The 22047-nt window shown below is 62.4% G+C and carries 21 protein-coding genes; 17 read left to right on the top strand and 4 right to left on the bottom strand.

Annotated elements, in window-relative coordinates:
- Positions 1 to 5 precede the first annotated feature (5 nt).
- The 10 genes from ACLFLU_RS29165 (at position 6) to ACLFLU_RS29120 (ending at position 9858) form a co-directional block, all read left to right on the top strand.
- Positions 6 to 1145: an N-acetyl sugar amidotransferase gene (locus tag ACLFLU_RS29165; protein ID WP_426408193.1), complete on the top strand. Its 1140-nt coding sequence runs from the start codon at positions 6 to 8 to the stop codon at positions 1143 to 1145.
- Positions 1142 to 1756 carry an imidazole glycerol phosphate synthase subunit HisH gene (hisH, locus tag ACLFLU_RS29160; RefSeq protein ID WP_426408192.1) on the top strand — a complete coding sequence of 205 codons (615 nt, stop codon included), beginning with the start codon at positions 1142 to 1144 and terminating at the stop codon, positions 1754 to 1756. Before ACLFLU_RS29165 ends, hisH begins: the two co-directional genes overlap by 4 nt.
- Before the next feature lie 3 nt (positions 1757 to 1759).
- Entirely contained in the window at positions 1760 to 2542 is a 783-nt protein-coding gene (locus tag ACLFLU_RS29155) for an AglZ/HisF2 family acetamidino modification protein (protein WP_426408191.1), read from the top strand.
- Between the two features lie 25 nt (positions 2543 to 2567).
- Positions 2568 to 3443 carry a dTDP-4-dehydrorhamnose reductase family protein gene (locus ACLFLU_RS29150; RefSeq protein ID WP_426408190.1) on the top strand — a complete coding sequence of 292 codons (876 nt, stop codon included), beginning with the start codon at positions 2568 to 2570 and terminating at the stop codon, positions 3441 to 3443.
- A complete protein-coding gene (locus tag ACLFLU_RS29145) occupies positions 3433 to 4464 on the top strand; it encodes a polysaccharide biosynthesis protein (protein ID WP_354035013.1) in 1032 nt (343 codons plus the stop codon). Before ACLFLU_RS29150 ends, ACLFLU_RS29145 begins: the two co-directional genes overlap by 11 nt.
- Positions 4465 to 4569: 105 nt before the next feature.
- Entirely contained in the window at positions 4570 to 5841 is a 1272-nt protein-coding gene (locus ACLFLU_RS29140) for a methyltransferase domain-containing protein (protein ID WP_426408189.1), read from the top strand.
- Between the two features lie 49 nt (positions 5842 to 5890).
- Positions 5891 to 6973: a non-hydrolyzing UDP-N-acetylglucosamine 2-epimerase gene (gene wecB / locus ACLFLU_RS29135; protein ID WP_426408188.1), complete on the top strand. Its 1083-nt coding sequence runs from the start codon at positions 5891 to 5893 to the stop codon at positions 6971 to 6973.
- Between the two features lie 49 nt (positions 6974 to 7022).
- Positions 7023 to 8249: a glycosyltransferase family 4 protein gene (locus ACLFLU_RS29130; protein WP_426408187.1), complete on the top strand. Its 1227-nt coding sequence runs from the start codon at positions 7023 to 7025 to the stop codon at positions 8247 to 8249.
- On the top strand, positions 8249 to 9301 hold the full coding sequence (locus ACLFLU_RS29125) for an NAD-dependent epimerase/dehydratase family protein (protein WP_426408186.1): 1053 nt from the start codon (positions 8249 to 8251) through the stop codon (positions 9299 to 9301). Before ACLFLU_RS29130 ends, ACLFLU_RS29125 begins: the two co-directional genes overlap by 1 nt.
- The gene (locus ACLFLU_RS29120) at positions 9298 to 9858 is read left to right on the top strand and encodes a sugar transferase (RefSeq protein ID WP_426408185.1); all 561 of its coding nucleotides are present in this window, start codon (positions 9298 to 9300) and stop codon (positions 9856 to 9858) included. The genes ACLFLU_RS29125 and ACLFLU_RS29120 overlap by 4 nt, the downstream gene beginning before the upstream one ends.
- Positions 9859 to 9902: 44 nt before the next feature.
- Here ACLFLU_RS29120 and ACLFLU_RS29115 read toward each other — a convergent pair whose 3' ends face one another.
- Both ACLFLU_RS29115 and ACLFLU_RS29110 read right to left on the bottom strand, forming a co-directional pair.
- Positions 9903 to 10772, bottom strand: coding sequence for an NAD-dependent epimerase/dehydratase family protein (locus ACLFLU_RS29115; RefSeq protein ID WP_426408184.1), 870 nt, complete (start codon positions 10770 to 10772; stop codon positions 9903 to 9905).
- A gap of 38 nt (positions 10773 to 10810) precedes the next feature.
- Positions 10811 to 11077 (bottom strand): hypothetical protein, encoded by a 267-nt coding sequence (locus tag ACLFLU_RS29110; RefSeq protein ID WP_426408183.1) that lies wholly within the window; start codon positions 11075 to 11077, stop codon positions 10811 to 10813.
- Positions 11078 to 11602: 525 nt separating this feature from the next.
- On the opposite strand from ACLFLU_RS29110, the gene ACLFLU_RS29105 reads away from it, so the two are divergent.
- From ACLFLU_RS29105 to ACLFLU_RS29080, 6 genes are all read left to right on the top strand, one after another.
- Positions 11603 to 12781 (top strand): ABC transporter substrate-binding protein, encoded by a 1179-nt coding sequence (locus ACLFLU_RS29105; protein ID WP_426408182.1) that lies wholly within the window; start codon positions 11603 to 11605, stop codon positions 12779 to 12781.
- A gap of 157 nt (positions 12782 to 12938) precedes the next feature.
- Positions 12939 to 13808, top strand: a complete 870-nt coding sequence (locus ACLFLU_RS29100) for a branched-chain amino acid ABC transporter permease (RefSeq protein WP_426408181.1) — start codon at positions 12939 to 12941, stop codon at positions 13806 to 13808.
- A gap of 8 nt (positions 13809 to 13816) precedes the next feature.
- On the top strand, positions 13817 to 14845 hold the full coding sequence (locus tag ACLFLU_RS29095) for a branched-chain amino acid ABC transporter permease (protein ID WP_426408180.1): 1029 nt from the start codon (positions 13817 to 13819) through the stop codon (positions 14843 to 14845).
- Complete coding sequence (locus tag ACLFLU_RS29090; protein WP_426408179.1) at positions 14842 to 15597, top strand: ABC transporter ATP-binding protein; 756 nt, start codon at positions 14842 to 14844, stop codon at positions 15595 to 15597. Before ACLFLU_RS29095 ends, ACLFLU_RS29090 begins: the two co-directional genes overlap by 4 nt.
- Positions 15590 to 16306, top strand: coding sequence for an ABC transporter ATP-binding protein (locus ACLFLU_RS29085; RefSeq protein ID WP_148775284.1), 717 nt, complete (start codon positions 15590 to 15592; stop codon positions 16304 to 16306). Before ACLFLU_RS29090 ends, ACLFLU_RS29085 begins: the two co-directional genes overlap by 8 nt.
- A 20-nt stretch (positions 16307 to 16326) precedes the next feature.
- Positions 16327 to 17445, top strand: a complete 1119-nt coding sequence (locus tag ACLFLU_RS29080; protein ID WP_426408178.1) for a cobalamin-independent methionine synthase II family protein — start codon at positions 16327 to 16329, stop codon at positions 17443 to 17445.
- Between the two features lie 162 nt (positions 17446 to 17607).
- Here ACLFLU_RS29080 and ACLFLU_RS29075 read toward each other — a convergent pair whose 3' ends face one another.
- Both ACLFLU_RS29075 and ACLFLU_RS29070 read right to left on the bottom strand, forming a co-directional pair.
- A complete protein-coding gene (locus ACLFLU_RS29075; protein WP_426408177.1) occupies positions 17608 to 19320 on the bottom strand; it encodes a caspase family protein in 1713 nt (570 codons plus the stop codon).
- Between the two features lie 98 nt (positions 19321 to 19418).
- Positions 19419 to 20744 (bottom strand): aspartyl protease family protein, encoded by a 1326-nt coding sequence (locus tag ACLFLU_RS29070; RefSeq protein ID WP_426408176.1) that lies wholly within the window; start codon positions 20742 to 20744, stop codon positions 19419 to 19421.
- Between ACLFLU_RS29070 and ACLFLU_RS29065 the strand changes: the two genes are divergently transcribed.
- Positions 20689 to 22044 (top strand): hypothetical protein, encoded by a 1356-nt coding sequence (locus ACLFLU_RS29065; RefSeq protein WP_426408175.1) that lies wholly within the window; start codon positions 20689 to 20691, stop codon positions 22042 to 22044. The two genes, ACLFLU_RS29070 and ACLFLU_RS29065, sit on opposite strands and share 56 nt — an antisense overlap.
- The last annotated feature ends 3 nt before the right edge of the window (positions 22045 to 22047 follow it).

The following is a 22047-nucleotide window of genomic DNA, read 5'->3' as shown; positions in this document are numbered from 1 at the left end:
CCCGAATGGCGGTCCGACCTTATCAGATCTGTACCAATTGCGTGATGGACACCAGCGACTCGACGCTCCAATTCGATGGGCGCGGCTGGTGCCAGTATTGCTGCAACTTTAATGAGAATATCAAGCCGAACTGGCATCCCGATGAACGCGGCACCCAGGAGATCATGCCGCTCATCGAGAAGATCAAGGAAGAGGGCAAGGACCGCGACCATGACTGCGTCATCGGCATCAGCGGCGGCCTCGACAGCTCCTATGTGACCTACGTCGCCAAGGAAAAGTTCGGCCTGCGGCCTTTGATGTTCCATTGCGACACTGGTTGGAACTCAGATCTCGGCGTCAGCAACATTCAGAAGATCATTGAAGGCCTGCACCTCGACCTCGTGACCGAAGTGGTCAATTGGGAGGAGATGAAGGACCTGCAACGCGCCTTCTTCCTGTCCCAAGTCGCCTTCCAGGACCAGCCGCAGGATCTGGCGCTGTTCTCGGCGATGTACAATTTCGCGGCCAAGAACGGCTTCAAGTACGTCATCACGGGCGGCAACAACTCGACCGAGTGCGTGCGCGAATCGATCGAGTGGACCTATTTCTCGACCGACATGGTGCATGTGCACGATATCCACAAGAAGTTCGGCACGCGCAAGCTCAAGACGTTTCCGACCTGCGATATCCTGAAGTACCGGCTGTATTATCGGCTGGTGAAGGGCATGCGGGTCATCAAGCTGCTGGACAGCGTTCCCTTCATCAAGAAAGACGCGATCCGCGAGCTGAACGAGAAGTTCGGCTGGCAGCCCTATCCGCAGAAGCACTACGAGTCGCGCTTCACCCGCTTCTATGAGGCCTATTGGACGCCGCGGAAGTTCGGCTATGACAAGCGCCGCGCCTATTTCTCGAGCGAGATCCTCACCGGGCAGATGACGCGCGACCAGGCGCTTGAGCGCCTGGAGAAGCCCGATCTCGACGAGGAGACGCTGCGTCACGAATTCGAATATGTGGCCACCAAGCTCGGCTGGACGGTTGCCGAGTTCGAGGAGATATTCCACGGCAAGAACAAGTCGTTCCACGACTATAAGAACAATCTGTTCATGATCACCCTCGGTGCCCGGATCTCAAATTTGCTCGGATTGGATAACCGGATATTCCGATGATAACGATCATCAACTACGGGCTCGGCAACGTTCAGGCCTTCGCCAACCTCTACAAGCGGATGAACGTCCCGGCGAAGATCGCGATCAGCGCCGCCGACCTCGACGGCGCGACCAAGCTGATCCTGCCGGGCGTCGGCGCCTTCGATCATGCCATCGAGCTGTTTGACGCCTCGGGCATGCGCGAAACAGTCGATGATCTCGTGATGGCCCGGAACGTGCCGGTGCTCGGCGTTTGCGTCGGCATGCAGATCCTGGCCGGCTCGAGCGATGAGGGGAAGCTGTCGGGTCTCGGCTGGATCGAGGGACGGGTCAGGCGCTTCGACGAGAGCCGGTTGCCGCGTCCGGCGCGGCTCCCGCACATGGGCTGGAATGACGTGGTGCCGAAGAACGGTGTGCGGTTGTTTGCCGGTCTCGAGCAGGACGCTCGCTTTTACTTCCTGCATTCCTACTATTTCGATTGCGCTTCGAACGACAATGTCCTGGCGACGTCCGAATACGGTTCGGCCTTTAGCTGCGCCGTCGGCTCGGGCAATATCCATGGCGTCCAGTTCCATCCGGAGAAGAGCCACAGCTACGGCATGCGGCTCCTCAAGAACTTCGCCGAGCTTTGACCCGTGCTGCGCCCCCGCATCATCCCCTCGCTGCTCGTCCAGGACAAAGGCCTCGTCAAGACGGTCGGATTCTCCAATCCGAAATATGTCGGCGATCCCATCAACGTCGTCCGCATCTTCAACGAAAAATTGGTCGACGAGCTTGCGATCTACGACATCGACGCGACCGTGCGCGGCCATGAGCCCGACTATCGCATGCTCGAGAATCTCGCTGTCGAATCGCGAATGCCGCTCTGCTACGGCGGCGGCGTGAAGACGGTGGAGCAGGTCAAAACCATCATCGGTCTCGGCATCGAGAAGGTGGCGATCAGCTCGGCCGCGGTCGCCAATCCGAACCTGATCGCCGACGCCGCTGAAGCGGTCGGCAGCCAGAGCGTCGTCGTCGTCCTCGACGTCAAGCCGCGTCCGCGCAGCAGCGTTTACGAGGTCTGGACGCATAACGCCAAGGTCAACACCAGACGGACCATGCTCGAAGTCGCCGCCGAAGCCGAGAAGCTCGGGGCCGGAGAGATCGTGGTCAACGCGATCGAGCGGGATGGCCAGATGAAGGGCTACGATCTCGAGCTGGCGCGGCAGATCAATGCGGCCTCGAAGGTGCCGGTCACCATCCTGGGCGGCGCCGGTTCGCTCGCCCATATCGAGGAGTTGATCCGAAATTTCGGCGTCATCGGCATCGCAGCTGGCAGTCTCTTCGTGTTCAAGGGCGTTTACCGTGCGGTGCTTGTGAACTACCCGACCATCAAGGAGCGGGACCAGTTGCTCCAGAGCCTGGTCCAGGTTGCGTGATGCCGGGATCGCGATGGAGCATCCCGTGAAAGTGCTCGTGCTGGGAGCGACCGGCCTGCTCGGCAACGCAGTGTTCCGGAGCCTGTCGAAAATGCCGGGCGCCGAAGTTTCCGGGACCGTTCGGCAGGAGACGGCGCGTGCGCTGTTCGATCCCGCGCTTGCCGAGCGTCTCACCGCGGTCGGCAATATCGAGGATCCGGCTCAGCAGACGGCGCTGTTCGACGCGCTTCGCCCGGATGTCGTTGTCAACTGCGTCGCTGTCGGCCGGCCCGCGCCCGCCGATCCGATGCGATCGGTCGCAGTCTACGCCGTGCTGCCGCAACGCCTGTCGCAACTGTGCGGTCGCACCGGCGCGCGCTTCATTCAGATCAGCTCTGATGGTGTGTTCGCGGGCCATCGCGGCGCCTATACCGAGGCCGATGTGCCTGATGCCGATGACGTCTATGGAACGTCGAAGTTCCTCGGCGAAGTCGACGCGCCGCACGCCGTCACCCTGCGGACCTCCATCATCGGTCACGAGCTGCAAGACAGCAGCGGATTGCTGGAGTGGTTTCTGTCGCAGCAGGGCGAATGCCGCTGCTTTACGCGGGCAATCTTCTCCGGCTTCCCGACCATCGTACTGGCGGATATGATTCGGGATGTCGTGCTCCTGCGGCCGGACCTGAGCGGCATCTATCACGTTGCGACCCGGCCGATTTCGAAGTTCGATCTGCTATTGCTGGTTGCCGAGCGTTACGGCAAAAGGATCAAGCTGCTCGCGGACGATCGGCCGGCACCGGATCGCTCGCTGGTTGCAGACCGTTTCGAGCGGTTGACCGGTTACAGGCCGCCGGACTGGCCGGCGCTCGTTGATGCAATGTACCGCGACAAGTTCAGTTCGGTGGGACACGATGAAGGATAAGGTTGTAGTCATCACAGGCGGCACCGGCTCGTTCGGTCAGCACATCCTGAGGGGATTTCTGGCGACCGACGTCGCCGAGATCCGCATCTTCAGCCGCGACGAGAAGAAGCAGGAGGAGATGCGCACGGCGTTCAACAACGCCAGGCTGAAATTCTACATCGGCGACGTGCGGGCCTATGACTCCATCCATCAGGCGCTGAAGGGCGCACACTACGTGTTTCACGCCGCCGCGCTGAAGCAGGTGCCGTCTTGCGAATTCTATCCGTTGGAGGCGGTCCGCACCAACGTTCTCGGCACCGAGAATGTCATGAGCGCGGCGATCGCCAACAATGTCGAGAAGGTGGTCGTGCTCTCGACCGACAAGGCAGTCTATCCGATCAATGCGATGGGGCAGACCAAGGCGTTGATGGAAAAGGTGATGGTTGCAAAATCACGTAGCCAGTCGCCGTCCGAGACCCTGTTGTGCGCGACCCGATACGGCAACGTCATGGTGTCGCGCGGTTCGGTAATTCCGCTGTTCGTCCAGCAGATCAAGGCCGGCAAGCCGCTGACCGTGACGGACCCTAATATGACGCGGTTTCTGATGTCGCTCGACGATTCCGTCGAGTTGGTGCTGCATGCCTATGGGCATGGCCGCCAGGGCGACATTTTCGTGCAGAAGGCTCCGGCGGCAACGATCGGCGACCTCGTTCAGGCGCTCAAGGAGATCTTCAACGCCAGCAACCCCGTGCAGATCGTCGGCACGCGGCATGGCGAGAAGCTCTACGAATCACTCGTCTCGCGCGAGGAGATGGCCCGCGTCCAGGACATGGAACGGTATTATCGGATTCCCGCCGACAATCGTGACCTCAACTATGCGATGTATTTTACCGACGGGCAGAGGGAGATTTCCACCCTCGACGATTATACGTCGCACAATACCGAGCGCCTGACCGTCGAGGGTGTCAAGGCCCTGCTGCTCAAGCTGGATTTCATCCAGCGCCACCTGCGGGGCGCGGACGGCGAAATTGCAGAGGTCTAGTTTTCCCGGTTTATCGACCTGATAGAATGATTATGCTACCCCGCACGTGAGTGACCGGCGGTTGTGGTCGAGCCTCGGCCAAAAGCAGGGAACAGGGGACTTTTCGTGATTGAAGCGCGTGATTCCGAACAGCCTTGCTGCGCGTTTTGCGACAGCCGGCGGCTCGGACTGGTGATGGATTTCGGCAGGGTCGGCCTCGCTGGCGGATTTCTCAAGCCTGAGCAGTTCGCGACCGAGCCAACCTTTCCCATGCGCCTGCACTTCTGCAAGGACTGCTACGCCGTGCAGGTGACTGACAAGGTTCCGGCCGATGTGATGTTCAAGGACTATTTCTATTTTTCGTCATCGATCGGAACCCTGCGCGACCATTTCGGCGCGTATGCGGCCGAGGTCACCACGCGCTTTCTCGATCCGGCCAAGGCGACGGTTCTCGAATTCGGCTGCAACGACGGCGTGCTGCTGCGTCCGCTGGCGGACCAGGGCATTCGCACCGTGATTGGCGTCGATCCGGCCGCCAACGTAGTCGCAACCATCAACGACCCGCGGATCAAGGTGGTCAACGACTACTTCACCGAGAGCGTGGCGCGCAGCGTCGTCGCCGAGCACGGCGGCGTCGATCTGATCATGGCCAACAACGTCTATGCGCACATTCCCGATATCCAGGGCACGACGCGCGCGGTTGCTGCGGCGCTCGGTCCGGACGGCGTGTTCGCCTTCGAGGTGCACTACCTCGGCAAGGTGATCGACGAGCTTCAATACGACATGGTCTATCACGAGCACCTCTATTACTACTCGCTGCTGTCGGTGATGAACCATCTCGCTCGCTATGACATGATGGTGTTCGATATCAAGCCGATCCCGATCCACGCAGGCTCGATCCGCTTCTACACCTGCAAGAAAGGCAGCAAGCACAGCGCCTCCGTTTCGTCCGCGGTTAAGGCGCTCGAGGCGGAGGAGCGCGCGCGTGGGTTCGATCGCTTCGAGACCTTCCAGGCGTTTTCCGCCACGGTCGCTGCTCACCGCGATGAGCTGATCGGGCTCTTGAACCGTTTGCGGGCCGAGGGAAAGCGTATCGCCGGCTACGGCGCGTCCGGTCGCGCCAACACCATGATCCAGTGGTGCGGCATCAGTCACGATCACCTCGACTACATGATCGACGATGCGCCGGCGAAGGCCGGGTTCTACACGCCGAAATCGCATTTCCAGATTCATCCGAGCACAATTCTCGGCAGCGACAATCCGCCGGATTATCTCCTGGTCTTCGCCTGGAGTTTCTTCGACGAGATCAGGAAGAGAAACGCGGCCTATCTGGAGAAGGGAGGCCGGATGATCCTGCCGCTGCCCAAGGTCTCGATCTTTCCGCAGTCGGACGCCTAAGATATCGCTCTCAAGTCCCCGCTTAACGAATGCCATACGGAACACGCAAATGAAGGTGATGTCGATTTTCGGTACGCGGCCGGAAATGATCAAGATGTGGTCGACGCTGAAGAAGCTCGACGACTACAATTTCGATCATGTGATGGTCCATACTGGCCAAAATTTCACGCCGGAGCTGCGCGAATTCTTCTTCAAGGATCTCAAGCTCAGGAAGCCGGACTACGAGCTGGACATCGACACGTCGGGTTACGGCCCCGAAGTCGCGGATGTGATCAAGAAGTCCGACGCACTGATGGAGAAGGTGAAGCCCGATGCTTTGCTGATTCTCGGTGACACCTACAGCGGGCTGAGCGTGCTGCCTGCGTCGCACCGCGGCATCAAGATCTTTCACATGGAGGCCGGGTTGCGCGCGTGGGACCGCCGCATGCCGGAGCAGCGCAACCGCATCCTGATCGACCACATCAGCAACATCCTGCTGCCCTACAACCATTATCATCGCGAGAACCTGCTACGTGAGGGCATCCATCCCTCGAAGATCATTGTGACCGGCAATACGACCTTCGAGGCTATGCGGGCCTTTATGCCGGAGATCGAGAACAGCGACATCCTCAAGCGCCTCGGCCTCGAGCCGAAGAACTACATTCTGGTGACGGCGCACCGCAGCGAGAACGTCGACGATCCGCAGAATCTCGCGAATATCTTCAAGGCGCTCGGCGTCCTCAACCAGCGGCTCAAGCGCGAGATCATCTTCCCGATGCATCCGCGCACGACCAGCAAGCTGAAGAACATCGACGTGCCGCCGAACATCCGGATCATGGCGCCGCTCGGTTTCTACGATTTCAATCAGCTGCTCAAGCAGTCTTACGTCGTACTCTCCGACTCCGGCACTGCGGCCGAGGAGGGGCTGTTCTACAAGGTGCCCAATGTCAGCCTGCGCATGGCGACGGAGCGCATGGAGACGCTCGAAAGCGGTGCCACGATCGTTTCAGGCATGGAGGCCGAGAATATCGTCGAGGCGGTGACGCTGGCCGTCGGCCTGCCCTGGAGCGCGCGCTACGAATTCGAGGAGGATTATTCACCCTCGTCCGTGGTGGTGAACGCGATCCGCACCAAGATCACGAACTTCTTCTGAGCCTTGCGGCGGCGGTGAGCCGCCGCTGATCTTGTGTTGAAGCATTGACATGAACCGTGGCCTGCTGATTGCATTGATCTCAACTGACTATCCGCCGCTGCGGACGTCCGCAGCAGTGCAGTTGCGGGATCTTTCGCGGGAGTTTGCCGCGCAGGGGCATCGGCCGGTTGTCATCGTTCCGTCGCCGATGTCGGATAAGCCGTGGGTGGTGGAGCAACTCGACGGGGTCGAGGTGTTGCGCGTGGCGGCGCCGCCGACGCGTTCGCCGTCTTTTGTCCGGCGTGCCATCGCCGAGATGTGGCTGCCATTCGCTATGTATTTCAACATCCGGCGCAGCCCGTTTGCCTCGGCGAACTGGGACCTTCTGGTATGGTATTCGCCACCCATCTTCTTCGGCCCGCTGATCGCGAAATTGCGGCGCAAGTCGAAGGGCGCGAACAAGGCGAGGACCTATCTCATCCTGCGCGACATCTTTCCGGAATGGGCGGTCGACCTCGGCCTGGTCCGGCGGGGGCCGGTCTACCTTGTCTTCAAGGCCATCGCGGCATTCCAATATAGCGTTGCCCAGGTGATCGGCGTGCAGACCGAGTCTAATCTCCACTACCTCAAGAAGTGGGACCGCGCGCCGCGCCGCATCGAAGTGCTGCGCAACTGGCTCGCCGCGACGCCGGACGTCGGCAGCAGCATCGTGGTGAGGAATACGCCGCTCGCCGGCCGCAAGATATTCGTCTACATCGGCAATATGGGCGTGGCCCAGGGTATGGATATCTTCATCGACCTGATCCACAGCCTGCGCGACCGCACGGATATCGGGTTCCTGTTCGTCGGGCGCGGGACCGAGTTTGCCCGGCTCGAGGCCGAGAAGGCATCACGCGATCTTAGTAATGCCCTGTTCTTCGGCGAGATCGATTCGAGCGAAATTCCAGGGCTTCTGGCGCAGTGCCACGTCGGCATGGTCGCGCTGCATCCCGACCACAAAACGCACAATATTCCCGGTAAGTTCGTCTCCTACGTGCAATATGGGGTGCCGGTCCTCGCGCGAGTCAATCCGGGCACCGACCTGATGAGGTTGATCGAGGCCGAGCAGGTCGGAAAGGTGTATGTTGGGAACTCCGTCGCCGAGTTGAAGGAACTCGCGGAACAACTTATGGATGACGAGGTATTGCGGCATTCCATGTCGGAGCGTGGCCGGGAACTAGGGCGCTCGATGTTCTCACCTGCTGCTGCGGTGCAACAAATTGTGGTATCCGCAGTTGTGCCGGCAACGGTAGGGTGATGGAGTGTCGGGAATCAGCTTCCGGGGCGGCTTGCGTGCAGGTAGTGGAACATTCTAGCCAAGCAGGGTTTTCTGTCCTTTCGGCCACTGGGGCGAGTGAGCGGATGTCGTTGCGGATATTGGTGACCGGCGCCTCCGGCTTCATTGGGTCTGCCCTGACCAATGCGCTGGCAAACGACGGCCACTTCGTTCGCGCGGCATCCCGCAAGCCGACGGCGCTGACCCGGGCGTCCGGAAGCGAATGGGCGGCACTCCCCGATCTCGAGCGTGAGGTGGATTGGACCCCGCTGCTTGATGGTATCGACGTTGTCATTCACCTTGCGGCTATTGCTCATCGCACTCACATCGACAGCGGTCAGTACACCCGGGCCAATCGCGTGGCGACGGCGCACTTGGTGCAGGCCTGTGCGCAACGCGGGATCAAGCGCCTCATCTTCATGTCGTCCATTGGCGCGCAGGCGGGCTCCGCCGCCGATCATGTCGTCACGGAGAAGGACGAGCCGTGGCCTATCACGGCCTATGACCGGGCCAAGCTCGCGGCGGAAGGGGAAGTTCGCCACTCTGGCGTACCGTTCACCATTTTGCGGCCTGTTATCGTCTATGGCCCGGGGGCCAAGGCCAACATCTCCATGATGATGCGGATTGCATCGCTGCCTGTGCCGCTCCCGTTCGGCGCCTTCAACAATCGTCGTTCGCTGCTCTCGATCGACAATCTCGTACAGGCGGTGATGTTCTGTCTCGGCAATCCGGACACGATCAACCGGACTTTCATCGTCTGTGATCCCGAGCCGATCACGCTGGCGGAAATGATCGGGACGTTACGCGAGGCGTCCGGGCGGCCGCGCAATCTCGTTCCGATACCGCCGGCTGCGGTGCGAGCGCTGGTTTTTGCTGCTGGCCGCCGCGGCCTCTGGGATCGCATCGGACGCGATCTCGTCGCGAGTTCGGCCGACCTCCAGAGTGTCGGGTGGTGTCCCCGCGTGCAAACAAAAGATGGACTGCGCGCGATGGTGCAAATGGCCAAGTCGCTTCCGCAGGCGTCCCGCATATGAAGCGTCTGCTCGATGTGGCGGTCTGCGCGGTGCTCCTGCTCGTGCTCTGGCCGATCTTCCTGATTGTCGCTGGCGCCATCCGGCTCGATAGCCGGGGGGGCGCGATCTTTCGGCAGGCTCGCGTCGGGAGGAACGGACAGCGATTTACCTGTTACAAATTTCGAACAATGGCATCAGACACGGGTGATCTTCCGACCCATCAGGTCTCGGCCGCGAAGGTCACGCGATTGGGCCATCACATGCGGCGATTCAAGATCGATGAACTGCCGCAGGTCTTCAACGTCTTGGCCGGCGACATGAGCCTGGTCGGTCCGCGACCATGCCTGCCGTCGCAAGTCGAGCTTGTCGAGGCACGGCGCAAGCTGGGCGTGCTCGACGTGCGTCCAGGCATTACCGGGCTGGCCCAGGTGAGGGGCGTCGACATGTCGAACCCGGACCGGCTCGCCGAACTCGATGCCCAATACGTCAAGTCCCAGAGCTTCGTTGGCGATCTCGGTCTGATCTGGGTGACGCTGCGCGGGCAGGGCGTCGGCGTCGACCAAATCGTCAAGACCTGACCCGCAATCCTGGGCTCACGCTGAGACGTCGCGATCGATACGGCTTAATCGAAGACCGGACGGAAGAGCCGTGGATTCCAGCCGAAATCCTCGACCGCGGGCGTGGCGTCGAACGTCATGTCCTTCATCATGCGCAAGCCCATTGCAACGTTCGCCGTGGGAAACAGCGGCTTCGCCATCGCAAAGATGACGCGCCACAGCCACGGGGAGACGGGAACCAGCCGCCGAGGCCGCCCCATGCCGTCAAACACCCGGCCAATCATTTCGCGGTAGGGCAGCGTTTCCGCTCCGGGCAGCGAATAGAATTTGTTGGACGCTGCCGGACTTTCGGATGCTGCGATGGCGCCGATCGCGAGATCCTCGGCATGTACCGGCTGCCGCAGGCCTCGCGCGCCACCGACGACGGGCATGAAGCCGACGCGGCGAATGAGCCGTGACAGCGGCGTGATGTTGGTGTCCCGCCCTTCTGCGTAAATCAGGGTCGGTCGCAAGATCGTCCAGCTGACCTTGTGCTGTTCGCAGAGCTTGGCGATCGTCTGTTCGGCATCGGTCAGGTTTCGGATGGTCTCGCGCTCTTCCGCAACTTCAGTATCCTGCTTTGTGAGTACGCTGGTCGAGCTCAGCGCCACGATACGATTGAGGGGGGACGAGAGGATCAGGGGCAACGCCCTGGCGAGCAGAATTGCGTCGCTGGTACAGTACAGCGTCGTGATATCCGGAAATTTCAGGGAGTCCGGCCGCGTCAGGTCGGCCTGAATCCATTCCACGCTTGCGGTCGTGCTGCGGGGCGAGCGGGAGACTGCAAACACGCGCCCATGCCGCCGGGCCAGATGGTCGACGAGGTAGCCGCCGACCAGTCCGCTGCCGCCGATCACGAGACATTCCGTCCGCTTGCCTGTGCTGTCGTCCAGCATGCTGCTCCCCCGCCCTCAACCGGCGTTTACAAGCAACGCTAATGCGCGGGGTCAAGCCTGCTCTGGCCAGTTTTGGACTCGTCGCGCGTTGCTACAGGCTGGAGCCGCTTCTGCTCCCGCTCTTTCATCCAGGCCTCGTATTGCGGCGTGCCTGGGCGCGGCGGGGCGTCCGCCGGCAGGCCGCCGGCCCATTGCGGGACGTAGTCGCCCATACCGGCCGAGAGCTTCTCGTTGACGGTGCCGCAGCCGGACAGGCTCGCGGCAAGCCCTACGAGAAGCAGGAGGGAAAGGGAACGCATGGACATCGTGCGGGCGCCGGGATCGGAACGGGGGCAGACGCCGGATAACCAGCGGTGAGGAACGATAGCCTTCAACAAGGTAAAATTGGCTTATTCGAGGTGGGTATCAAAGTACCTAACAGGTGAGTGCTCCGTTGCCAATGTTCAAATTCTGCAAATGAAAGACGAAATCCTCCATCCACCCGCCAGGTCGCATTTCTAGACTGCTGCCATCGGCTCGCGACAATCTGGCTTGGTCGGCGACCGGGCTTTTTCGTTGACAGGTCCATTTTATTTGTACAATCGTACAAATGGACGCGACCAGGATCGAGGTGCTCGGGTTACCCCGGCGTAACCGCGACATCGCACTCCACGCTTGGTCATCGGGGCGCGCGGCTTGCGCCGAATGGTCGCCAAACGTCCGATTGACAATGAGGGCGCGAAAGACGCCTTGTGACGCCCGAAATCGCTCGTGCGTGGGTTAACGTGAGGCAAGGACCGGGCACTCGGTCCGGCGCACAAGAGGTCAGGAATGAAGGGGAGGGACATCTGATGTTCGAACGCAAGATTTTCTCACGGACCGCTGCCGCGGCTGCCATCGCGGGCCTTGCGGCCGTCGCGCCGGCCAAGGCGGAAGATACCGTCAAGGTCGGCCTGATCCTGCCGATGACCGGCGGGCAGGCCTCGACCGGCAAGCAGATCGAGAACGCGATCAAGCTCTACATGCAGCAGAAGGGCGACACCGTTGCCGGCAAGAAGATCGAGATCATCGTCAAGGACGATGCGGCGATCCCGGACAAGACCAAGACCGCCGCGCAGGAGCTGATCGTCAACGACAAGGTCAATTTCATCGGCGGCTTCGGGGTGACGCCGGCGGCGCTCGCGGCCGCGCCGCTGGCGACCCAGGCCAAGATTCCGGAAGTCGTGATGGCGGCCGGCACTTCGATCATCACCGAGCGCTCGCCCTATATCGTGCGCACCAGCTTCACGCTGGCGCAGTCCTCGACCATCATCGGCGACTGGGCGGTGAAGAACGGCATCAAGAAGGTAGCGACGCTGACCTCGGACTACGCGCCGGGCAATGACGCGCTCAACTTCTTCAAGGAGCACTTCACCGCTGGTGGCGGCGAGGTGGTCGAGGAGGTCAAGACGCCGCTCGCCAACCCCGACTTCGCGCCGTTCCTGCAGCGCATGAAGGATGCCAAGCCCGATGCGATCTTCGTGTTCGTGCCGGCGGGACAGGGCGGCAACTTCATGAAACAATATGCCGAGCGCGGTCTCGACAAGGCCGGCATCAAGGTGATCGGACCGGGCGACGTCACCGACGATGACCTGCTCAACAACATGGGCGACGCCGTGCTCGGAACCGTGACCGCGCACATCTATTCGGCGGCGCATCCCTCGCAGATGAACAAGGATTTCGTCGCCGCGTACAAGAAGGCGTTCGGCACGCGTCCCGGCTTCATGGCGGTGAGCGGCTATGACGGCATCCACCTGATCTACGAGGCGCTGAAGAAGACCAATGGCGACACCGACGGCACCAAGCTGGTCGAAGCCATGAAGGGTCAGAAGTGGGAGAGCCCGCGCGGCCCGATCTCGATCGATCCGGAGACGCGCGACATCGTCCAGAACGTCTACATCCGCAAGGTCGAGAAGGTCGACGGCGAGCTCTACAACGTCGAGTTCGCGACTTTCGAGGCCGTCAAGGATCTCGGCAAGACGAAGAAGTGACGCGCGAAAGCGCGTCATCCAGGAGCGCGCTTAGCACGAACCTCAGATGCGCAGTTGCGCATCGGGGGATCTCGAAGTTGTTGAAATGGATTTCCGGGTTCAGCGCATTCGCGCTGCCCCGAAATGACGAGTGTCTATTAGGATCGATCCACCCTCGATGACCTCAATCCTCACCAACCTGTTCGATGGCGTTGCCTACGGCATGCTGCTGTTCGTGCTGGCCTGCGGGCTCGCGGTTACGCTCGGCCTGATGAACTTCGTCAACCTCGCTCATGGCGCCTTCGCCATGGCCGGCGGTTATGTCTGCGTGGTGCTGGTCAACAGGGTGGGGTGGCCGTTTTTCGCTGCGCTGCCGCTCGCCTTCGTCTCCGCAGCGGCAATCGGCATCGTGCTCGAGCGTCTGCTCTATCGCCATCTTTACGCCCGCAGTCATCTCGACCAGGTGCTATTCACCATCGGACTGACGTTCATGTCGGTCGCAGCCGTCGACTACATCCAGGGCTCGTCGCGCGTCTTCATCAACCTGCCGGCCGCGCTGCAGGGCCAGTTCGACGTGTTCGGCGTCGGCATCGGCCGCTACCGGCTGATGATCATCGTGATCTGCGGCCTGCTCACCATTGCTCTGCAGATGGTGCTGGCCAAGACCCGCTTCGGCAGCCGCCTTCGCGCCGCCGTCGATGATCCCCGCGCCGCGAGCGGCCTCGGCATCAACGTGCCTCAGGTGTTCGCTTTCACTTTTGCTTTTGGATGCGGGCTTGCAGGCCTCGGTGGTGCGCTGAGCGCCGAGATTCTCGGCCTCGATCCGTATTTCCCGCTGAAGTTCATGATCTACTTCCTGATCGTGGTCACCGTCGGCGGCTCGTCCTCGATCACCGGGCCGTTCCTGGCCTCGCTGCTGCTCGGCATCGGCGACGTTGCCGGCAAATATTACGTGCCGAAGATGGGCCCCTTCGTGATCTACACCATGATGATCGTGATCCTGATCTGGCGCCCGAACGGCCTGTTCGGCCGCACGGCCGCGCGTTGAGTTCGCCGATGAACGCTTCTTCCGACGTCGGTTATCACGCCCAGCGGCAGGCGCGCTGGCACTATGGCGAGGCCGCGTTCTGGCTCGTCGTGCTCGCTTGCGGATTCCTGTTTCCGACGCGCTATCTGATCATGACCGACATCCTGCGGCTGGCGCTGTTTGCGATGTCGCTCGATCTCATCCTCGGCTATGCCGGCATCGTCTCGCTCGGCCACGCCGCCTTTTTCGGCGTCGGTGCCTATGCCGCGGGACTGCTGGCGCTGCACGGCATCATCAATGAGCCCGTGCTCGCGCTGATCGCCGCGGGCCTCGCCGCAATGGTGCTCGGCTTTGCCACCAGCTTCCTGGTGATCCGCGGCGTCGACCTGACCCGGCTGATGGTAACGCTCGGCATCGCACTGCTGCTGGAGGCGCTCGCCGAGCGCTTCTCCAACATCACCGGCGGCACCGACGGCTTGCAAGGCATCGAGATGCAGCCGATCCTTGGTGAGATACCGTTCGACATGTTCGGCAAGGCCGGCTTTTTCTATTCGCTGGCCGTTCTGTTCGTGCTGTTCCTTCTCGCCCGCCGCATCGTGCATTCGCCATTCGGCCTGTCGCTGCGTGCGATCAAGAACAATCCGCTCCGCGCCGCTGCCATCGGCATCCCCGTCAACCGCCGCCTGATCGCGATCTATACGCTTGCGGCGTTCTACGCCGGCATCGCAGGTGCGCTGTTCACCCAGACCACGGCGATCGCCTCGCTCGATGTGTTCGCCTTCGACCGCTCCGCCGATCTGATGCTGGTGCTGGTCATCGGCGGCACGGGCTATCTCTATGGCGGGCTGATCGGCGCGGTGATCTTCCGCATGCTCCAGGAAGTGTTCTCCACCATCACCCCGCAATATTGGCAGTTCTGGATCGGCCTCGTGCTGGTCGTGATCGTGCTGGTCGGCCGCCAGCGCCTGCACCGCTGGGTGCTTTATGTGCCGAACCTGATCATCAGGCAGATCGCCGGACGCAAGGCCGTTGTCGCCGTGCCGGAGAGCGACGCATGACCATCGCGCTCGAAACCCGGAATCTCGAAAAGACCTTCGGCGGCCTGCGCGTCACCCGCGACCTGTCGCTCAAGATCGAGCAGGGCGCCCGCCATGCGCTGATCGGTCCGAACGGCGCCGGCAAGACCACGGTGATCAACCAGCTCACCGGCGTGCTCAAGCCGAATTCGGGCCGTATCCTGCTCGAAGGCCAGGACATCACCGATCTGCCGGTGCACAAGCGCGTGCTGCGGGGCCTGTCGCGCACCTTCCAGATCAATCAGCTCTATCCTGATCTCACCCCGCTCGAGACCATCGGCCTTGCCGTCTCCGAGCGCCTCGGCCATGGCGGCGACTGGTGGCGGCGGATGGGCACCCGCAACGACGTCAATGACGAGATCGCCGATCTCCTGACGCGCTTCCATCTGCTCGATGTCATGAACGAAGAGACGGTGACGCTGCCTTATGGCAAGCAACGCCTGCTCGAGATCGCGGTCGCGATCGCCGCCAAGCCGCGGGTGCTGCTGCTGGACGAACCCGCCGCCGGCGTTCCGGAAAGCGAGCGCCACGACATTCTCGCCGTCGTAGGTAGCCTGCCACGCGACGTGACCGTGCTGCTGATCGAGCATGACATGGATCTCGTGTTCTCCTTCGCAGACCGAATCTCGGTGCTGGTCTCCGGCGCGCTGCTGACCGAAGGCCCGCCCGATCAGGTCGCACGCGATCCGCAGGTGAAGGCGGTCTATCTCGGCGAGGAGGCGGTCAATGTCTGACCTGCTCGCAATCGATTCACTTCGCGCCGGCTATGGCGAGGCCGTGGTGCTGCCCAATATGTCTCTGCGCCTCGCGGAAGGGCAGGTGCTGGCACTGCTCGGGCGCAACGGCACCGGCAAGACCACGCTGATCAATTCCATCGTCGGCGTCACCCGCCGTTTCTCCGGTAACGTCACCCTCGGCGGCACCGACGTCACGACCATGCGGCCGGACCAGCGGGCGCGCGCCGGCATTGGCTGGGTGCCACAGGAGCGCAACATCTTCCGCTCGCTCACGGTGGAGGAGAACATGACCGCGGTGGCGCAGCCCGGTCCCTGGACCGTCGAGAAGGTCTACGAGATGTTCCCGCGGCTGAAGGAGCGGCGGAGCAACTTTGGCAACCAGCTCTCCGGCGGCGAACAGCAGATGCTGGCGATCGGCCGCGCGCTGACCCTCAATCCAAAAGTGCTGCTGCTGGACGAGCCGACCGAGGGCCTCGCCCCCATCATCGTCGAGGAGCTTCTGAAGGCGATCGGCACCATCACCCGGGCCGGCGGCATCTGCTCCATCATCGTCGAGCAGAACGCGCAAAAGATTCTGGGGCTCGCCGACCGTGTTGTGATATTGGAGCGCGGAACGATCGTCCACGACGCCCCGAGCGCAGCGCTGAAAGCCGACCCGTCGGTCCTGGAGCGCCACCTCGGCGTCGCAGGGGCGGCGGCCCATTAGAATTTCGGGAGAAACACGAAATGCAGCGAACCAAAGCCCCCTTCCGCGCCGACGAAGTCGGCAGCCTCCTGCGTCCCGCCAAGATCAAGGAAGCTCGCGCGAAGCTCGAGAAGGGCGAGATTTCGGCCGACGATCTGCGCAAGATCGAGGACATGGAGATCGAGAAGGTCGTGCACAAGCAGGCCTCGGTCGGCCTCAAGCTGGCAACCGACGGCGAATTCCGCCGCTCCTGGTGGCATTTCGACTTCCTGGCCAAGCTCACGGGCTGCGAAATGTTTCACCCGGACACGGGCATCCAGTTCGCAGGCGTCGAGACGCGGCATGACGCGGTCCGCGTGATCGGCAAGCTCGATTTCCCCGACAACCATCCGATGCTGGATCACTTCCGCTTCCTGAAGAAGTCCGCCGACCAGGCCCACGTCACCGCCAAGATGACGATCCCCTCGCCAGCCGTGCTGCACTTCCGCGGCGGCCGCAAGGCGATCTCCAAGGACGTCTATCCCGATCTCGACGCCTTCTACGAGGATCTCGGCAAGACCTACCGCAAGGCCGTGAAGGCGTTTTACGACGCCGGCTGCCGCTATCTGCAGTTCGACGACACTGTGTGGGCCTATCTCTGCTCGCCCGACGAATTGCAGAAGGCGCGCGAGCGCGGCGACAATCCGGAAGGCCTCCAGCAGATCTACGCGCGCATCATCAATTACGCGCTGGCCGAGAAGCCCGCCGACATGGTGGTAACCACGCATGTCTGCCGCGGCAATTTCCGCTCGACCTGGATCTCCTCGGGCGGCTACGAGCCGGTGGCCGAGACCATGCTGGCCGGCACCAATTACGACGGCTACTTCCTGGAATACGATAGCGATCGCGCCGGCGGCTTCGAACCGCTGCGCTTCCTGCCCAAGGGCAACAAGGTCGTCGTGGTCGGCGTCATCACCTCGAAGTTCGGCGAGCTCGAGAAGAAGGACGACATCAAGCGTCGTCTGGAAGAAGCCTCCAAGTTCGCCCCGCTGGAGCAGCTCGCGCTCTCGCCGCAGTGCGGGTTCGCTTCGACCGAAGAGGGCAACATCCTCTCCGAGGAAGAGCAGTGGGCGAAGTTGAGCCTCGCTGTGGAGATCGCGAAGGAAGTGTGGGGCAACTGACCCGCGGCCAGTCTTGCCCTTGTCCCGGACGCGCTGCAACGCTCTTGCGTTGCTGAGCAGAGCCGGGACCCAGGCAGCGGGCCGTAGCGCGGAGAGATGGGCCCCGGCTCTGCGGCGCATCGCTGAAGAAGCGCTGCACCGCGTCCGGGGCAAGAGAGTGCCTCACTTCTCCGCCAGATAGACCTCGCCCAGCAGCGACGAGTTCGACCACGGGACCTGCTTGTTCTTCGTGCCCGAGACCACCTCGGCCCGTACCCGCGTCAGCATCTGCTGCACCTCCAGCCCCGGCGTGCCGAGATGGCGGGACAGTGCCGCGGAGAAGGGCGAATTGGCGCCTTCGCCATCGAGCGCCACCTGGCCCGGTGCGGTGGCGAATGCGATCAGCGTGCCGGCCCCTAACGTCGCGCCGGACCCGAGGCTTGACGGCGCGGCGAGGCCTGGCGCGCCCTCGATGCCACGATTGCTGCCGGTGCTTGCGACCTGCTGCGCCATCGGATTGTTGCGGCAGGCATCGAAGATCAGGATGTTGGTACGAACCTGGTCGTCGAGGCCGGCCATGATCGTGTCCATGTCGATCATCGGCTCGGTCATGCCAGTGCCCGGCTTGAGTTCGACATCGACGGGAATGAGGTAGTTGCGGCCGTCGACCTGCACGCCGTGACCGGCATAGTAGATGACTGCGACCCTCGCCCGCGCCGCATCACGCAAAAACTCGCGCGTCATCCTCTGCATCGCGGCGCGATCGAGATCGACGCCCTCCGATACGATGAAGCCGATGTCGCGCAAGCTTTTGGCGACGGCGCGCGCGTCGTTGGGCGGATTGGGCAGTGCCTTCACATGGGCATAGGCACCGTTGCCGATGACGAGCGCCATGCGCTTGCCGGGCGTTGCGGGGGCAGGTGAGGGCGCGGCGTTACCCTGCTGCTGCGTGGGCATGCTCGGCTGTTGTCCTGACGGGGCGGGCGCATCGCGCGGGATCGGCGCGGTGGCATCCGTCACCAGCGACAGCCGCACTTTTGCGGTGGCCTGATTGGCCTTGCTGCCGGCGTCCGAGGCCACGATCGCGAGCGTGGCGTTGTAGTCGTCTTTCGCACGCGCGTAGTCGCCCTTGGCCTCATAGGCCAGCGCGCGGTGGGTGTAGGCGGAGATCAGCACGCTGTTCGGCGGCGTCATGATATTGACCGGCGGCTTCTCCTTCGTGAGCCGGATTGCCTCGGATCCGTCGGCAATGGCGCGATCGAGATCGTTCTTCGCGCGCCAGATCGCGGTGCGGTTGATCAGCGGCTGCGGCAGGGTCGGATCGAGCCGGATCGCCTGGTTGATGTCGGCGAGCGCGCCATCGAGGTCGCCGAGCGCTTCCTTGGCGATGCCGCGGTTCTGGAACGAGAATGCCGATCTTGGATCGGCCTTGATCGACATGTCGTAATCGGCGATCGCCTTGGCGTAGTCGCCCTTGCCGCGCCAGGCATTGCCGCGATTGTGGAAGATGATGCCGCTCGGCGGCCCGAGCTTCAGCGCGTCGTCGAAATCCGCAATCGCGATGTCGTAGTCGCCCTTGTCGTAATAGGCCGAGCCCCGCATGTTGTAGACCGCCTGGCTCGGCTGGAGCCGGATCGCTTCGGTGGTATCGGCAATGACCCGGGCGTAGTCGCCCTTCTTGTTCCAGCCCACCGCGCGCCAGAAATAGATGGTCGCGAGCTGCTCGCCCTTGAAGACCTTCAGCGCGATGATCTTGCCGCAGGCGTCGACCATCTGGTCCGCGGGCGTGGTCTCGGTGGTGCAAAGCGGCCCCAACTGGCTGCGCGATTGGGCAGATGCCGGCCCGGACCATAGCGCGGCGGTGAGTAGGCAGAATGCCAAGAAAAGGCGGCGCATGGGGCCTCGGATGCCGGCGACGTAAGAGAAAGGGGGCGTGCCCCTTTTGTCGCTCCCGAGGGATCGTCGGTTCAGATCCTGTACTTTCGGATGCGGGCTTACTTCTTCGGTTGGCGGGTGCGGATCTCGATGGAGCCGCTGGCCATTTGAACTTCGAACCGCGACAGGAAGCTCATGCCGAGCAGGCCGTCGACGCCGACGCCATAACTCTTGCCATCCAAGTTCTGGATCGCCACGGGCACGTTGGTTGCCTCCAGCTTGCCGAGCGCAACCTTGTCGGCCCTGGAGAGCTTTGCCTTGCTCTGGCCGTTGGCCGTCATGAGCGTGATCTCACTGGCGCCTGCGTCGGGGATTTTGGCGCGGCTGGCGAACGCGGCCTTTACGGACACGTAGCTCGCGCCGGTATCGAGGACGAACAGTCCGGAGACGCCGTTGATCGCAGCCTTCACCGTGACGACGTCCTTTCCCCCACGCAGAGGGAAGCTCTCCTTCCGTGATCCGGTCGAAGCGACGCAGTTGCCCTGGCTCTCGTAGTCCGCGATGATTTTCCGCGTCTGGCTGGTATCGCGAGCGGCCGGATCGAGCGCAACCCATAGACTGATCGGCGCTGTTGCCTCGCAAAACTGTTTGAGCGCGGCATAGGCGCCCGCCATGCGCAGGAAGACGCGACTTGAGATCGATTTCTTGTCCGTGCCATAGAGCTCGATGGCATCGGAATAATCGGCCAGCGCGCGGCGGTAGTCTTGCACGCCTTCAAGCGCGACGCCCCGCAAGTAATGCGCGTCGTGATTGGTCGGTGCGCGCCGGATGAACTCGTCGGCGACCTCGACCGCTCGGGGATAATCCGTGAGCTTGAGATAGATGTCGATCGAGCGATGCAGTGCCGTGATCGGCGCGCCGCAATTCATGACGAACTTGTAGAGCCCGTCGGCGGCCTGCCGCCGGTAGCCGAGCTTGTCCAGCATCAGCGCGAGATCGCCGATGCTCTTCTGGTCGCACGGCTCGCGCTTCAGCTCTTCCAGACGCAGCCAGACAAATGGGTCGCGCGCCGCCGCCACGGGCAGGGCGCCGATCCTTTCATAGACCGATGCGAATAATTCGTCGGGGTTCTCGTCCAGGTAACCTGCGCGCGCGCCGCCCGATACTGCCGCCACAAGACAAGCGGCGAGCCAAATCACCCTGAACATATCCAGCCCCGAACTTCCCCGTTCGCCACCTATACCGATAAGTGTAGGCGCGGCCAAATGCACGATGGGGTGTATCCGGAGGGGCGATTGGACGTGGAGCAATTCCAAAGAGTATTCCCTGAGTGGGCAGAAACTGCTAGGAGACAGGTCCCAACTAATCTGCCCACCGCTGTCCCACTCCATGAAAAACGACGAAATCCTGAGCCAAATCACCGAGTTCTGCCGCAAGGCGGACATGGCGGAATCGACGTTTGGCCGGCGTGCCGTGAACGATGGGAAGCTCGTGCACCGGCTGCGCGAGGGCAAGCGTATCACCATCGACACGCTGGAGCGGATCCAGGCCTATATCGCCGCGTCCACGACGGGTGGCCTGCCGCCGCCGCGGGGGCTCCAGGTGCCCCCGGAGAAGCGCGATCCGCGCGGCAATTTCCGCTTCTTCGAGAACCGGCAGAAATATCTGCTGTTCGTCCACACCTGCAGCGAGAAGCGGGTGGTTGCGGAGCGCGTCGCGCTGGAGCTCGCCAGCATCCATCCTCGGCCGCCCGCGCTGCGCATCTTCGATGCCGGCGTCGGCGATGGCACGGTGCTGGCGCGGGTGCTGCGCGCCACGCACCAGCGCTACCCGCACATGCCGTTCTATGTGGCCGGCAAGGAGCTCAGCCTCGAGGATTTGCGGTTGACGCTGGAGAAGGTGCCGGACCGCATTTTCGAGCATCCGGCGTCGGTTTTCGTCTTCACCAACATGTTCTATTCGGAGGCGCCCTGGCTGACGCCGGCGTCGCCCGCGGCCGCCGCGGCCACCGTCTGGCACGAGGTCCCGCTGCGGGGGGCGTCATCAGGCGAATTCGAGCAGCAGATCGCCGAACTGCGGCCGTTCCTGGAGCAGAACTGGCGCGCCGCGATCAGCCCACGCACGGCCATGCCGCTGTATGAGCGGCCGGTGGTCCTCGTGCTCTACCGCGAAGACCACAGGTTCCTGCTGGATTCGACCATTCCGCGGCCGGGCCAGACCGAGGCCAATTTCGACCTCGTCATTGCATCCCAGCCATACCGGGCGCTGTCCTCGGTCAATTTCCGCGCCAAGCGGATCATTGCACCACTGGCGCGGGCGTTGCGCCCGGGCGGCCGGCTGATCGGTATTCACTCCCACGGTCACGATCCCGGCATGGAAATGATCCAGGCGATCTGGCCCGGAGAAAATCCTTTCTCGGTGAGCCGTCATGAGCTATTGCGCGCCGTCAAGTATGAGCTTGGGTCGTTGGGCCGCGACTTAAATTTTAATGCTTACGCGGATAACCGTTCGATCTTCAGGTATGATATGGAAGCGCTGCCCAACGAGGTGACGGGTACCATCGGAACCTCGACGGCCTTTGCAGCGTGGAATGCGGCGGTGTATGTCGCTCAGATTGAGGACGACCGGTTGACAGATATGACTCAAAACGGCCGCACTCTGGATGCCGCCAGGGATGTGCTGCGAAAGTACAACGGGCTCTGGTTTCTCGACGAATCCTACGTCATCTCGCGCCGGCGTGATTGACAT

The sequence above is a fragment of the Bradyrhizobium ganzhouense genome (genome assembly GCF_049949285.1).
Taxonomy (GTDB): domain Bacteria; phylum Pseudomonadota; class Alphaproteobacteria; order Rhizobiales; family Xanthobacteraceae; genus Bradyrhizobium; species Bradyrhizobium ganzhouense.
Note: the sequence above shows the minus strand (reverse complement) of the source record. Positions and strands in the feature narration are given on the sequence as shown.

Bases quoted from the DNA above. Each gene is read 5' to 3' on its own strand.
- ACLFLU_RS29165 (WP_426408193.1), top strand. From the start codon at position 6: ATGGCGGTCCGACCTTATCAGATCTGTACCAATTGCGTGATGGACACC.
- hisH (WP_426408192.1), top strand. From the start codon at position 1,142: ATGATAACGATCATCAACTACGGGCTCGGCAACGTTCAGGCCTTCGCC.
- ACLFLU_RS29145 (WP_354035013.1), top strand. From the start codon at position 3,433: ATGAAGGATAAGGTTGTAGTCATCACAGGCGGCACCGGCTCGTTCGGT.
- wecB (WP_426408188.1), top strand. From the start codon at position 5,891: ATGAAGGTGATGTCGATTTTCGGTACGCGGCCGGAAATGATCAAGATG.
- ACLFLU_RS29130 (WP_426408187.1), top strand. From the start codon at position 7,023: ATGAACCGTGGCCTGCTGATTGCATTGATCTCAACTGACTATCCGCCG.
- ACLFLU_RS29125 (WP_426408186.1), top strand. From the start codon at position 8,249: ATGGAGTGTCGGGAATCAGCTTCCGGGGCGGCTTGCGTGCAGGTAGTG.
- ACLFLU_RS29120 (WP_426408185.1), top strand. From the start codon at position 9,298: ATGAAGCGTCTGCTCGATGTGGCGGTCTGCGCGGTGCTCCTGCTCGTG.
- ACLFLU_RS29115 (WP_426408184.1), bottom strand. From the start codon at position 10,772: ATGCTGGACGACAGCACAGGCAAGCGGACGGAATGTCTCGTGATCGGC.
- ACLFLU_RS29110 (WP_426408183.1), bottom strand. From the start codon at position 11,077: ATGTCCATGCGTTCCCTTTCCCTCCTGCTTCTCGTAGGGCTTGCCGCG.
- ACLFLU_RS29105 (WP_426408182.1), top strand. From the start codon at position 11,603: ATGTTCGAACGCAAGATTTTCTCACGGACCGCTGCCGCGGCTGCCATC.
- ACLFLU_RS29100 (WP_426408181.1), top strand. From the start codon at position 12,939: ATGACCTCAATCCTCACCAACCTGTTCGATGGCGTTGCCTACGGCATG.
- ACLFLU_RS29095 (WP_426408180.1), top strand. From the start codon at position 13,817: ATGAACGCTTCTTCCGACGTCGGTTATCACGCCCAGCGGCAGGCGCGC.
- ACLFLU_RS29090 (WP_426408179.1), top strand. From the start codon at position 14,842: ATGACCATCGCGCTCGAAACCCGGAATCTCGAAAAGACCTTCGGCGGC.
- ACLFLU_RS29085 (WP_148775284.1), top strand. From the start codon at position 15,590: ATGTCTGACCTGCTCGCAATCGATTCACTTCGCGCCGGCTATGGCGAG.
- ACLFLU_RS29080 (WP_426408178.1), top strand. From the start codon at position 16,327: ATGCAGCGAACCAAAGCCCCCTTCCGCGCCGACGAAGTCGGCAGCCTC.
- ACLFLU_RS29075 (WP_426408177.1), bottom strand. From the start codon at position 19,320: ATGCGCCGCCTTTTCTTGGCATTCTGCCTACTCACCGCCGCGCTATGG.
- ACLFLU_RS29065 (WP_426408175.1), top strand. From the start codon at position 20,689: ATGAAAAACGACGAAATCCTGAGCCAAATCACCGAGTTCTGCCGCAAG.
- ACLFLU_RS29070 (WP_426408176.1), bottom strand. From the start codon at position 20,744: ATGTCCGCCTTGCGGCAGAACTCGGTGATTTGGCTCAGGATTTCGTCG.